The organism is Shinella lacus (assembly GCF_010994755.1).
GTDB lineage: Bacteria > Pseudomonadota > Alphaproteobacteria > Rhizobiales > Rhizobiaceae > Shinella > Shinella lacus.
This window is the reverse complement of the sequence record NZ_WHSB02000004.1, coordinates 107,985-120,445: the sequence shown is the minus strand read 5'-3', so window position 1 is coordinate 120,445 and position 12,461 is coordinate 107,985. Positions and strand designations below refer to the sequence as shown.

The 12,461-nt window shown below is 64.5% G+C and carries 10 protein-coding genes; 9 read left to right on the top strand and 1 reads right to left on the bottom strand.

The window, feature by feature from the left end; translation table 11 throughout:
* Positions 1 to 96: 96 nt before the first annotated feature.
* Entirely contained in the window at positions 97 to 783 is a 687-nt protein-coding gene (aqpZ, locus tag GB927_RS11985; protein WP_256117150.1) for an aquaporin Z, read from the top strand.
* Positions 784 to 952: 169 nt separating this feature from the next.
* Positions 953 to 1,639, top strand: coding sequence for an aquaporin Z (gene aqpZ / locus GB927_RS11980; RefSeq protein ID WP_256117149.1), 687 nt, complete (start codon positions 953 to 955; stop codon positions 1,637 to 1,639).
* Between the two features lie 59 nt (positions 1,640 to 1,698).
* Here the strand turns inward: aqpZ (GB927_RS11980) and GB927_RS11975 are convergent, their stop codons facing one another.
* Complete coding sequence (locus GB927_RS11975) at positions 1,699 to 3,003, bottom strand: MFS transporter (protein ID WP_256117148.1); 1,305 nt, start codon at positions 3,001 to 3,003, stop codon at positions 1,699 to 1,701.
* A gap of 430 nt (positions 3,004 to 3,433) precedes the next feature.
* Here GB927_RS11975 and GB927_RS11970 point away from each other — a divergent pair, with 430 nt between their 5' ends.
* The 7 genes from GB927_RS11970 (at position 3,434) to recN (ending at position 12,430) form a co-directional block, all read left to right on the top strand.
* Positions 3,434 to 4,360: a D-alanine--D-alanine ligase gene (locus GB927_RS11970; protein ID WP_256117146.1), complete on the top strand. Its 927-nt coding sequence runs from the start codon at positions 3,434 to 3,436 to the stop codon at positions 4,358 to 4,360.
* Positions 4,348 to 5,268 carry a cell division protein FtsQ/DivIB gene (locus GB927_RS11965; protein ID WP_256117145.1) on the top strand — a complete coding sequence of 307 codons (921 nt, stop codon included), beginning with the start codon at positions 4,348 to 4,350 and terminating at the stop codon, positions 5,266 to 5,268. Before GB927_RS11970 ends, GB927_RS11965 begins: the two co-directional genes overlap by 13 nt.
* Positions 5,265 to 6,596 carry a cell division protein FtsA gene (gene ftsA / locus GB927_RS11960; RefSeq protein ID WP_256117143.1) on the top strand — a complete coding sequence of 444 codons (1,332 nt, stop codon included), beginning with the start codon at positions 5,265 to 5,267 and terminating at the stop codon, positions 6,594 to 6,596. The genes GB927_RS11965 and ftsA overlap by 4 nt, the downstream gene beginning before the upstream one ends.
* A 97-nt stretch (positions 6,597 to 6,693) precedes the next feature.
* Positions 6,694 to 8,418 (top strand): cell division protein FtsZ, encoded by a 1,725-nt coding sequence (ftsZ, locus tag GB927_RS11955; protein ID WP_256117142.1) that lies wholly within the window; start codon positions 6,694 to 6,696, stop codon positions 8,416 to 8,418.
* 332 nt (positions 8,419 to 8,750) lie between these two features.
* Positions 8,751 to 9,707 (top strand): UDP-3-O-acyl-N-acetylglucosamine deacetylase, encoded by a 957-nt coding sequence (lpxC, locus tag GB927_RS11950; RefSeq protein WP_256117141.1) that lies wholly within the window; start codon positions 8,751 to 8,753, stop codon positions 9,705 to 9,707.
* 162 nt (positions 9,708 to 9,869) lie between these two features.
* On the top strand, positions 9,870 to 10,736 hold the full coding sequence (locus GB927_RS11945) for an outer membrane protein assembly factor BamD (RefSeq protein ID WP_256117140.1): 867 nt from the start codon (positions 9,870 to 9,872) through the stop codon (positions 10,734 to 10,736).
* Positions 10,737 to 10,759: 23 nt separating this feature from the next.
* Positions 10,760 to 12,430 (top strand): DNA repair protein RecN, encoded by a 1,671-nt coding sequence (recN, locus tag GB927_RS11940; RefSeq protein WP_256117139.1) that lies wholly within the window; start codon positions 10,760 to 10,762, stop codon positions 12,428 to 12,430.
* Positions 12,431 to 12,461 lie beyond the last annotated feature (31 nt).

Genomic DNA, 12,461 nt, shown 5'->3' with positions numbered 1-12,461 from the left:
CCTCTCCCCCATCAGGCAAGTATCTCAAAAACTGTGTGAGATCGCGCATCCTGTGCGCGACGCACCCTGCTTGTGCGGGGTGGATGGGGGCATTTCTTGTTCAAAAAACTCTCTGCCGAGTTCATCGGCACCTTCTGGCTGATCTTTTGCGGCTGCGGCAGCGGCGTGCTGGCTGCCGCCGTTCCGGAGGTCGGTATCGGCCTGCTCGGCGTTTCTCTGTCCGCGGGCCTCGCGCTGATGGCGATGATCTATGCGATCGGCGGCGTTTCCGGCGGGCACATGAACCCGGCCGTTTCCGTGGGCCTGGCGGTTGCCGGCAAGTTTCCGGCCCGCCACATCCTGCCCTATATCCTGGCGCAGGTCGCGGGGGCGACCGCGGCGGCGGCCGTACTCTTTCTCGTCGCGTCCGGTAAGGCGAGCTTCCAGCCGGGCGGTTTCGCCTCGAACGGTTACGGCGATCTTTCACCGGGCGGCTATTCGCTGGCGGCGGGTTTCGTCGCCGAAGTGGTGCTGATGGCGCTCTTCCTTTTCATCATCCTCGGCTCGACCCATCGCCGCGCGACGAAGGACATAGCGCCCGTCGTCATTGGCCTCAGCCTGACGGTGATCATCCTCGTCTCGATCCCGATCACCAACACCTCGCTGAACCCGGCCCGTTCGACGGGTGTGGCGTTCTTCGCCGAGACGGCGGCGCTGTCGCAGTTGTGGCTGTTCTGGCTGGCGCCGATGCTTGGCGCGGTCATCGGTGCGGTGGTCTGGAAGGTGGTCGGCGAGGACGGTTGAGCGCACGGAAGAAACGACCGCATGACGGGAATTGTATGATTATTAGAAATCGTGCAGATTTCCATTTTCATTCAGCTTCCGTTCAGGGAAGTTTAGCGACACCTATTCAAATCGCGCGATGGTTGCGCGATTGGCGCTGCTCCAGCCGCGCTTGGAATAGGGGGCTCTCATGTTTAAAAAACTTTCTGCCGAATTTCTCGGCACGTTCTGGCTCGTCTTCGGCGGCTGCGGCAGTGCCGTGCTCGCCGCCGCTTTCCCGGGCCTCGGTATCGGCTATGTCGGCGTCTCCTTCGCCTTCGGCCTGACCGTTCTCACCATGGCCTATACGGTCGGCGGCATTTCGGGCGGGCACTTCAACCCGGCGGTTTCCGTGGGCCTGACGGTTGCCGGCAAATTCCCGGCCGCAAGCCTCGTGCCCTATATCGTGGCGCAGGTCGTGGGTGCGGTCGTGGCCGCTGGCGTGCTCTACCTCATCGCCTCCGGCAAGACCGGTTTCCAGGCGGGCGGTTTTGCCTCTAACGGCTATAGCGAGCTTTCGCCGGGCGGTTACTCGCTGACGGCGGCGCTCGTTGCCGAAGTGGTGCTGACGGCGTTCTTCCTGATCATCATTCTCGGCTCGACGCATGGCCGTGCGCCGGTCGGCTTCGCGCCGATCGCCATCGGCCTCAGCCTGACGCTGATCCATCTCGTGTCGATCCCGGTGACGAACACCTCGGTCAACCCGGCGCGCTCCACGGGCGTGGCGCTCTTCGCCGAGACGGCGGCGCTGTCGCAGCTCTGGCTGTTCTGGCTCGCGCCGATCGTCGGCGCGGTGATCGGCGCCGTGGCCTGGAAGATCGTCGGCGAAGACGACTGATCGCAGGGCAAAAAAAGACCCGCCGCGTTGCCGCGGCGGGTTTTTCAATCTTGGAAGGCTCAGACCTCTTCCTTGCCCGAAAGCAGGATGCAGGCGAGCGTGATGAGTGCCGCGATGCCGAGGTAATAGCCGACATAGGTCATGCCGTAATTCGCCTGCAGCCACGTCGCGATGTAAGGCGCGAGCGACGCACCGAAGATGCCGGCGAAGTTGAAGGTGATCGACGAGCCGGTATAGCGCACCTTCGTGGGGAAGGGGGCGGCAAGCGCCGTGCCGATCAGGCCGTAGGTCATGCCCATCAGCGCCATGGCGAGGACCACGAAGATGAAGATCGCCGTTTCGCCGCTCGTCATCAGGCCGGGCAGGAAGAACGAGAAGATGCCGATCAGGACCGTGGTGGCGATCAGCACCTCGCGGCGGCCGAATTTCTCCGCCAGCTTGCCGGCGATCGGGATGAAGATGCCGAAGAGCACCGAGCCGACGAGCTGGATTTCCAGCGCCTCGACGAAGGGGATGCCGAGCACCTTGATGTTGTAGGACAGAAGGTAGGCCGAGCCGATATAGAACAGCACGAAGGTCGCCAGCGCCACGAAGGTGCCGAGCACGAGGCTGCGCTTGTGGTTGCGGAAGAGCTCCACGACCGGCACTTCGACGCGCTCCTGCTTCTCGATGGCCTTCTGGAAGGCCGGCGTCTCGGTGATCGACAGGCGCACCCACAGTCCGACGGCGATCAGCACGATCGACGCGATGAAGGGCACGCGCCAGCCCCAGGCGAGCAGCGATTCCTGCGACATGACATGCAGCAGCAGCCAGAAGACGCCGGAGGAGAGGAACAGGCCGACCGGTGCGCCGAGCTGCGGAAACATGCCGTACCAGCTGCGCTTGCCCGGAGGGGCGTTTTCGGTGGCGAGCAGCACGGCACCGCCCCATTCGCCGCCAAGCCCGAAGCCCTGGCCGAAGCGGCAGAGTGCCAGCAGCAGCGGCGCCAGCACGCCGATCGTCTCGTAGGACGGCAGCAGGCCGATGATGACGGTCGAGACGCCCATGGTCAGAAGCGCCGCGACGAGCGTCGTCTTGCGGCCGACGCGGTCGCCGTAATGGCCGAAGACGATGGCGCCAAGCGGGCGGGCGAAGAAGGCGATGGAGAAGGTCGCGAAGGACGCGAGAAGTGCGGTCGTCGGATCGCTGTTCGGGAAGAACAGCGTCGGGAAGACCAGCACGGCGGCCGTGGCGTAGACGTAGAAATCGAAGAATTCGATGGTCGTTCCGACCAGGCTTGCAAAGAGAACACGCGCCGGGGAGTTAAGCCCGGCGCGGTTGGCATGCGTCGCGGTCGGCGACCCGGATGCGATTGAATCGCTCATCGTGGGTGCCTTTTTGATTGTTTTTCCTTGCCGTCTTGGGAGGCAGCAGGGGGCTAATACGCCAACCGACTGGTCGATGAAACAATAAATGTGCCCGAAAGAGCGGAAAATCGTACTTTTCGTGCGCCCGCGCGGCCGCCTTATTTACCAAGGCTTCGCGGCCGCGTTTACCACCCGCTCTCGCGTCCCGGTTTCGGCCATCCTCTTGCACACTTCGCAACTCTCTGATTCCAGAGAGAGAATCGAAGCGTGACTTGATTCGGCCCGAGGAAAATTTTCTCACGGTCGCGTCCGGTTAACGAAAGTAAACGCTTCATTAACCTTAATGACGCTCTAGTGATCCCATCTCGTTCGCCGAGTCGGACCGCAGACGCAAATCAGGTCCGCACAAGCGACGAGGGGCAGTGTTGGGACTTAAGTTGGGGGTTCTATGAGCGTGAAGCATGTCGCGATGCTGATGGGTGGTTTTTCGTCGGAACGGCCGGTGAGCCTTTCGTCGGGCAACGCCTGCGCCGACGCGCTTGAGGCCGAGGGCTACCAGGTGACCCGCGTCGATGTCGGCCACGACATTGCAAGCGTGCTGGGCGAATTGAAGCCGGACGTCGCCTTCAATGCGCTGCACGGTCCCTTCGGCGAGGACGGCACCATCCAGGGCATCCTCGAATTTCTCGAAATCCCCTATACCCATTCCGGCGTGCTCGCTTCCGCGCTCGCCATGGATAAGGCGCAGGCGAAGATCATCGCCAAGGCGGCCGGCATTCCGATCGCCGAACAGCGGCTGATGAACCGTTTCGATTTCACCTCCGCCCACCCGATGAAGCCGCCCTATGTGGTGAAGCCGGTGCGCGAGGGCTCGTCCTTCGGCGTGGTCATGGTCAAGGAAGACCAATCACATCCGCCGCAGATCATCACGTCCTCGGAATGGCGCTACGGCGATAGCGTCATGGTCGAGCGCTACATCTATGGCCGCGAGCTCACCTGCGGCGTCATGGGCGATGTCGCGCTTGGTGTCACGGAAGTGGTGCCGCAGGGCCACGCCTTCTATGACTATGATTCCAAATATGTGAAAGGCGGCTCGAAACACGTCATCCCGGCGCAAATTTCACCGAATATTTACCAAAAAGTACAAACACTCTCCCTCAAGGCGCATCAAGCGATCGGGTGCCGTGGCGTCAGCCGTTCCGACTTCCGCTACGACGATCGATTCTCCGAGAATGGCGAGCTTGTATGGCTGGAGATCAACACCCAGCCAGGCATGACCCCTACCTCCCTGGTGCCCGAAATGGCCGTTCATGCCGGCCATTCCTTTGGTGAATTCTTGCGGTGGATGGTGGAGGACGCGTCGTGTTTGCGTTGAGCGTCAAGAAGAGCAGGGTGCGCCCCGTCGGACTTCCGGATACGGAAGCCGGTCGCGTGCTGCCACGCCCGCTGCGCCGGATCGTGCGTTTCCTGGTCAGCCTTGCGGCCGGCCGCATCTATATTCCCAGCCACACCGGCAGTGTCGCGACCGCGCTCTTCCTCGGCGCCACGGGTCTCTACGGCATGTCGCTCGGCGGACACTCGCAGGATGTCGCCCAGGCCTCCACGACGGCAATCGGCTTTGCCATCGAGGACGTCAAGGTTTCGGGCAACAACGAGACCTCGGAAATCGACATCCTGGAGCGCCTCGGCCTCGACGGCACGACCTCGCTGGTCGCGCTCGACGTCAACGAAGCGCGCAAGCAGCTGATCGAATTGCCCTGGGTCGAGGATGCCTCGGTCCGCAAGGTCTATCCGGGCACCATCGAGATCACGCTCAACGAGCGTGAAGCCTTCGGGATTTGGCAGCACGGCACCGACCTGTCGCTGATCGAGAAGAACGGCAGCGTGATCGCGCCGCTGCGCGACAACAAGTTTTCCACGCTGCCGCTGTTCGTCGGCCGAGATGCCGAGACGGCGGCGGCGGAGTTCGCAGCCGAATTCGAGAGCTGGCCGGAAATCAAGACGCGGGTGAAGGCCTATATCCGGGTCGCCGGCCGCCGCTGGGACCTGCGCCTCGACAACGGCATCGTCGTGAAACTGCCGGAACACAATGTGCCGCGCGCCATGGACGTGCTGGCGACGCTGGAAGCGGAGCAGGGGCTGTTGGAGCGGGATATCGCGGCGGTCGACCTGCGGTTGGAAGACCGCACGACGGTCCGTCTGACGGAAGGGGCGCTGGAACGTCGCAATGCGGCGGTCGAGCAGAGGGCAAAGGACCTGAAGAAGGCAGCGAAGCGCACATGAGCATTTTCGGTTCGTCCCATTTTGGCCTGCCGCGCCTGAAGCCGCTTTCCTCCAAGCGGGCGCATGTCGTTTCGGTCCTCGACATCGGCTCCACCAAGGTCGTCTGCATGATCGGCCGGCTGACGCCGCGCGCCGAGAGCGAGATCCTGCCCGGCCGCACGCACAATGTCGAAGTCATCGGCATCGGCCACCAGAAATCCCGCGGGGTGAAGAACGGCGTCATCACCGATCTCGATGCGGCTGAAAGCGTCGTGCGGCTTGCCGTCGATGCGGCCGAGCGCATGGCCGGCCTCACCATCGAGAGCCTGATCGTCAACGTCTCCGCCGGCCGCCTGCAGAGCGACGTCTACACCGCGACCATCGATCTCGGCGGCCAGGAAGTCGATGCGAACGACCTGCGCAAGGTGCTTGCGGTGGCCGGCCAGCAGTCGCTGCGCCAGGACCGCGCCATCCTGCACTCGCTGCCGACCGGTTTCTCGCTCGACGGCGAACGCGGCATCCGCGATCCGCTCTCCATGTTCGGCGACGTGCTCGGCGTCGACATGCATGTGCTGACCGCCGAACGCGCATCGCTGAAGAACCTCGAACTCTGCATCAATCGTGCACACCTCTCCGTCGAGGGCATGGTTGCGACGCCCTATGCGAGCGGCCTTTCGGCGCTCGTTGACGACGAAGTCGAACTCGGCTGCGCCTGCATCGACATGGGCGGCGGCACGACGACGATCTCGGTGTTCGCCGAAGGCAAGCTGGTGCATTCCGATGCGGTCTCGCTCGGCGGCCACCACGTCACCACGGACCTTGCGCGCGGCCTTTCGACCCGCATCGAGGATGCCGAACGCCTCAAGGTCGTACACGGCTCGGCGCTGCCGAACGCCAGCGACGACCGCGATATCGTCACCGTCCCGCCGATCGGCGACGACGACCGCGACCAGCCGACCCATGTGCCACGCGCGCTGCTGTCGCGCATCGTGCGGGCCCGCATCGAAGAGACCATCGAGCTCATCCGCGACCGCATCCAGCGATCCGGCTTCTCGCCGATCGTCGGAAAACGCATCGTGCTGACGGGTGGCGCCAGCCAGCTCACCGGCCTGCCAGAAGTGGCCCGCCGCATCCTCGCCCGCAACGTCCGCATCGGCCGCCCGCTCGGCGTGTCCGGCCTGCCGACGGCGGCGAAGGGACCGGCCTTTTCGACGGCGGTCGGGCTGATGATCTATCCGCAGGTAGCGGAACTGGAAGAACACGCTGTGCAGGGCGGCATGCTCTCGCAGCTCACGGGTGGCAACGGCCGTATCGCCCGCATGGGCCAGTGGCTGAAGGAAAGTTTCTGACGGGTTTCCCGGCGGCGTAGTGCCGGGAAAGACCGACATCTGAGTTTTGGGAATAGACCGGCTGGGCGAAGCGGCCGGAAACGAAAGGAACACTGCAATGACTATCAAGCTCCAGAAGCCGGACATCACCGAGCTGAAGCCCCGCATCACCGTCTTCGGCGTCGGGGGCGGCGGCGGCAACGCCGTCAACAACATGATCACCGCGGGCCTGGAAGGCGTCGATTTCGTCGTTGCCAACACCGACGCCCAGGCGCTGACCATGACCAAGGCGACGCGGATCATCCAAATGGGTGTCGCCGTCACCGAAGGTCTCGGCGCCGGCTCGCAGCCGGAAGTCGGCCGCGCTGCCGCCGAAGAGTGCATCGATGAGATCATCGACCACCTGAACGGCACCCACATGTGCTTCGTCACCGCCGGCATGGGCGGCGGCACGGGCACCGGTGCGGCTCCGGTCGTCGCCCAGGCCGCCCGCAACAAGGGCATCCTGACCGTCGGCGTTGTCACCAAGCCGTTCCACTTCGAAGGCGGCCGCCGTATGCGTCTTGCCGAAGAGGGCATCCAGGAACTGCAGAAGTCGGTCGACACCCTGATCGTCATCCCGAACCAGAACCTCTTCCGCATCGCCAACGACAAGACCACCTTCGCCGACGCCTTCGCGATGGCCGACCAGGTGCTCTATTCGGGCGTCGCCTGCATCACCGACCTGATGGTCAAGGAAGGCCTGATCAACCTCGACTTCGCCGACGTCCGTTCGGTGATGCGCGAGATGGGCCGCGCCATGATGGGTACGGGCGAAGCTTCGGGCGAAGGCCGCGCCATGGCCGCCGCTGAAGCCGCAATCGCCAACCCGCTGCTCGACGAAACCTCGATGAAGGGCGCGCAGGGCCTGCTGATCTCGATCACCGGCGGCCGTGACCTTACCCTCTTCGAAGTCGACGAAGCCGCAACCCGTATCCGCGAGGAAGTCGATCCGGACGCAAACATCATACTCGGCGCTACCTTCGATGAAGAGCTCGAAGGCCTGATCCGCGTTTCCGTTGTTGCAACCGGTATCGACCGCGCGGCCTCGGAGGTGGCTGCACGTAATGCTGACTTTCGCAACCTCAGCAAGCCGGTAGTTCGCCCGTCCGCCGCCGTTCCGGTCCAGGCCGTGGCACCCGCTCCCCAGCCGGTCGCCCAGCAGCCGGTCATGCAGCAGCCGGTCGTCCAGCAGCCCATGGTCGATCCGATCGCCGAAGCCATCCGCGCCTCGGAAGAGAGCCTCGAGCGCGAGCTTGCCATTCCGGTCAGCCGCCCGGCGCAGATGCAGCAGCCGGTCGCTTCCATCCAGGAAGAGCCGCGCCTGCAGAACCGCCTGTTCTCCGCCCCGGCCGAAACGCCGGTGCAGCGCCCGGTCCAGCAGCAGCCGGTGCAGCAGGCTCCGGTCATGCAGCAGCGCGTCGAGCCTGCCGCTCCGATCATCCGCCAGGAGCCGCAGACCATGCGCATGCCGAAGATCGAGGATTTTCCGCCGGTCGTGCAGGCAGAGATGGACCACCGTTCGGCCCAGCAGCCGGTCGCCTCGCACCACGAAGAGCGTGGTCCGATGGGCCTCTTGAAGCGCCTGACCTCGTCGCTCGGCCGTCATGAGGAAACGCAGGCCGCCCAGGAGCCGGCGGCACCGGCCCAGCAGCAGCGCCGCCCGCTTTCGCCGGAAGCCAGCCTCTACGCCCCGCGTCGCGGCCAGCTCGACGACCACGGCCGCGTCAACCCGCAGCCGCGTGCACTCGGCGAGGACGACCAGCTGGAGATCCCGGCGTTCCTCCGTCGCCAGTCGAACTGAGGCCGCCCGCAGGGTCGTGTTACAGAATGCCCGGATCCAGGTCCGGGCATTTTCTATTGTGCTTTATCTTCAAGGGCTTGGGGGCTGAAGCAAGCGTAACAAAGCGAAAGAAACAGTGATTTGTCTGACACTGAGGGACCTACTACATTCAGCGTGGGCACAGGGGCCAGTCAGGAATCGGATCGTCGGCGCAAGCCGGAACGCACCAAATCACTCCAGACTTTCGGGCGAACTTTGTCGGTGGGCGCAACGCGCCCGGCCAAGGGTTTCCTTGGGCCGTGAAATAAGATGTCGGCGAAGAATCAGCCGATAGTAAGACGAGGCGAATGCACATGACGATCGGTATGCTCGGTTTCCAGACGACGATTTCCCACCCGGTGACGATTGCCGGGACGGGCGTCCATTCCGGCGCAGCCGTGTCGATCACCTTCAATCCTGCCGAAGCCGACTTCGGCATCGTCTTCCAGCGCCAGCATGACGACGGCACGGTCAGCGAATATCGCGCGGTCTCCTCGCAGGTCGGCAACACGGATCTGTGCACCGTTCTCGGCTTTTCGCCGACGACGTCGATCGCCACGGTCGAGCATGTCATGGCCGCGCTCTATGCGCTCGGCCTCGACAATGTGCTGATCGAAGTGCACGGCGCCGAAATGCCGATCATGGACGGCAGCTCCGCGCCCTTCATCGACGCGATCGACCAGGTCGGCCTCATCCCGCTTTCGGTCAAGCGCCGCTACATCCGAATCATCAAGCCGGTCCGTGTCGAGGCAGGCGCCTCCTGGGCCGAGTTCTCGCCCTATGACGGCACGCGATTCGAAGTCGAGATTGATTTCGACTGCCCGCTGATCGGCCGCCAGGCCTGGAAGGGCGACCTGACGCCGCTGACCTTCCGCAACGAATTGTCGCGCGCCCGCACCTTCGGCTTCATGCGCGATGTGGAAAAGCTCTGGGCATCCGGCCATGCGCTCGGCTCGTCGCTGGAAAATTCCGTCGTCATCTCCGACGACAACACGGTCATCAACGTCGAGGGCCTGCGCTACGCCAAGGACGAGTTCGTGCGCCACAAGACGCTCGACGCCGTGGGCGACCTGGCACTTGCCGGCGCGCAGTTCATCGGCTGCTACCGCTCCTATCGCGGCGGCCACAAGATGAACGCCTATGCGCTGAAGGCGCTGCTCAGCGACCGCACCGCTTATGAAGTGGTCGAAGCGGCTGTCCCGCGCTCGCGCGCCGGACAGCGCGAACTGATCGCCGTCAACGCCCCGGAATTCGCCCCCTGGTCCCTTTAAGGGTAGTGGCCGGTTCCGGTTGCCGCTTTCCCGACACCTCCGCCATAAAAATGCGTTAATGCGCCGGCATGGCGTTGCGGTCTTCAGGCATTTGGAGATAGAACGCGGGGCGCGCGTGTGTCGGGCTGACCGCATGGGGCGCCGTTGAACTGGGATTATCACATGGTTGTTGCAGGGTCTGTTGGTGTGAAGAAGACGGCGCGCATTGTCTATCTTACGCTTTTCGCGGCGGGATCCTCCGTCGCTCTTTCCGCATGCCAGTCGGATCCGGACATCGACATCACGAAGCTTTCGGCTGAGACCGAATCTTCCGATACGCTCTACAATCAGGGCCTTGCCAACCTCAATGCCGGCAAGGTGACGGAGGCGGGCCGCAAGTTCGAGGCCGTCGACCGCCAGCATCCGTTCTCCGAGCAGGCGCGCAAGGCGCTCGTCATGTCGGCCTTCACGAATTATCGCCAGGGCCGCAACGAAGAGGCGATCGCCGCCGGCAAGCGTTACCTCAATCTCTATCCGGGTTCGTCCGATGCGGCCTACGCGCAATATATCGTCGGCCTCGCCTACTGGAAGCAGATCCCGAGCGTGACGCAGGACCAGCGCGCCTCCGCGCAGACGCTGGAAGCCATGCAGGCCGTCGTCGAGAACTACCCCGATTCGGAATATGTCGAGGACGCGCAGACCAAGATCCGTTTCGCCCGCGACCAGCTCGCCGGCAAGGAAATGCAGGTCGGCCGCTATTATCTCGAACGCAAGGAATTCATCGCGGCTGCCAGCCGCTTCCGCGTGGTCGTCGAAAAGTACCCGATGACCAACCAGATCGAGGAAGCGCTCGCCCGTCTCGTCGAGACCTATTATGCAATGGGCGTCGAGACCGAGGCGCAGACCGCCGCCGCCGTGCTCGGCCATAACTATCCCGATAGCCAGTGGTATGCCGACAGCTACAAGCTGCTTCAGTCCAAGGGTCTGGAGCCGCGTGAAAACAGTGGGTCCTGGATTTCGCGTGCAGGCAAGAATCTGCTCGGCGTCTGACGCAAAAGAGATATGACAGGGCCATGCTGGCGCAGCTATCGATCCGCGATATCGTCCTGATCGAACGGCTCGACCTTGCGTTCGAGCCCGGTCTCTCCGTGCTGACGGGCGAGACGGGCGCGGGTAAATCCATCCTCCTCGACAGCCTTTCGCTGGCGCTCGGCGGGCGCGGCGATGGTTCGCTGGTGCGCCATGGCACGGAGCGCGGCCAGGTGACGGCCGTCTTCGACGTGCCGAACGCCCATGCCGCCCGCGCGCTTTTGCGCGACAACGGCATCGACGACGACGGCGACCTGATCTTCCGCCGCCAGCAATCCGCCGACGGCCGCACCAAGGCCTATGTCAACGACCAGCCGGTTTCCGTGCAGCTCATGCGCCAAGCCGGCCAGCTTCTCGTCGAAATCCACGGCCAGCACGACGACCGCGCGCTCGTCGATACGGACGCGCACCGCCTGCTGCTAGACGCCTTCGGCGGTCTCGGCGAGGCGGCGACCGAGGTCGGCACGCTCTACCACCGCTGGAAGGAGGCCGAGCGCACGCTGCGGCGTCACCGCGACAAGGTCGAGGCCGCCGCCCGCGAGGCCGATTACCTGCGCTCCTCTGTCGACGAACTGGAAGCACTCTCGCCGCAGGACGGCGAGGAGGATGCGCTGGCGGAAGTGCGCGCCCGCATGATGAAGGCCGAGCGCATTGCCGGCGACATCAACGAGGCGAGCGAATTCCTGAACGGCCATGCCTCGCCCGTGCCGCTGATCGCCGCCCTCGTGCGCCGGCTGGAGCGCAAGAGCCACGAGGCGCCGGGCCTGCTGGAGGAAACCGTCGAACTGCTCGACCAGGCGCTGGGCCAGCTTTCTGACGCGCAGATGGCCGTCGAGGCGGCGCTGCGCAAGACGGAATACGATCCCAAGGAACTGGAGCGCACGGAAGAACGCCTCTTTGCGCTGCGGGCCGCTGCCCGCAAATATTCGGTTCCCGTCACCGGCCTGCCGGCGCTTGCGGCAAAGATGATCGCCGATCTGGCCGATCTCGATGCCGGCGAGGAGAAGCTGGTGCAGCTCCAGGCGCGGCTCACCGAGATGCGCGCCGCCTTCGAGCTTGCCGCCCGGTCCTTGTCTGAAAAACGCCACCACACGGCCGAAGCGCTCGCCGCCGCCGTCATGGCGGAACTGCCGGCGCTGAAGCTGGAGCGCGCGCGCTTTACCGTCCAGATCGCCACCGATCCGGACGGTGGCGCGGAGGAGGGGATCGACACGGTCGAGTTCCACGTCCAGACCAACCCCGGCACGCGCCCCGGCCCGATCATGAAGGTCGCCTCGGGCGGCGAACTCTCGCGTTTCCTGCTGGCGCTGAAGGTGGCGCTGGCCGACCGCGGTTCGGCGCCCACGCTCGTCTTCGACGAAATCGACACCGGTGTCGGCGGCGCCGTCGCAGACGCGATCGGCCAGCGCCTGAAGCGTCTCTCCGCGACGGTGCAGGTGCTCTCCGTCACCCACGCCCCCCAGGTCGCCGCCCGTGCCGCGACGCATCTGCTGATCTCCAAAGGCCCCGTCGAAGGCAGCGAGACCGTCGCCACCCGCGTTGCCCGCATGGACGACAGCGCCCGCACGGAAGAAATCGCCCGCATGCTCGCCGGCGCCTCGGTGACAGACGAGGCGAGGGCGGCGGCGGCGCGGTTGTTGTCCGGCGGCGTCTGAGCATCGCTCCCATCTTTCCTTTCGCCAAGTT

Excerpts from the sequence above, each read along its gene's own strand:
- lpxC (WP_256117141.1), top strand. The coding sequence starts at position 8,751 with ATGACGATCGGTATGCTCGGTTTCCAGACGACGATTTCCCACCCGGTG.
- GB927_RS11970 (WP_256117146.1), top strand. The coding sequence starts at position 3,434 with ATGAGCGTGAAGCATGTCGCGATGCTGATGGGTGGTTTTTCGTCGGAA.
- recN (WP_256117139.1), top strand. The coding sequence starts at position 10,760 with ATGCTGGCGCAGCTATCGATCCGCGATATCGTCCTGATCGAACGGCTC.
- aqpZ (WP_256117149.1), top strand. The coding sequence starts at position 953 with ATGTTTAAAAAACTTTCTGCCGAATTTCTCGGCACGTTCTGGCTCGTC.
- ftsA (WP_256117143.1), top strand. The coding sequence starts at position 5,265 with ATGAGCATTTTCGGTTCGTCCCATTTTGGCCTGCCGCGCCTGAAGCCG.
- GB927_RS11975 (WP_256117148.1), bottom strand. The coding sequence starts at position 3,003 with ATGAGCGATTCAATCGCATCCGGGTCGCCGACCGCGACGCATGCCAAC.
- GB927_RS11945 (WP_256117140.1), top strand. The coding sequence starts at position 9,870 with ATGGTTGTTGCAGGGTCTGTTGGTGTGAAGAAGACGGCGCGCATTGTC.
- ftsZ (WP_256117142.1), top strand. The coding sequence starts at position 6,694 with ATGACTATCAAGCTCCAGAAGCCGGACATCACCGAGCTGAAGCCCCGC.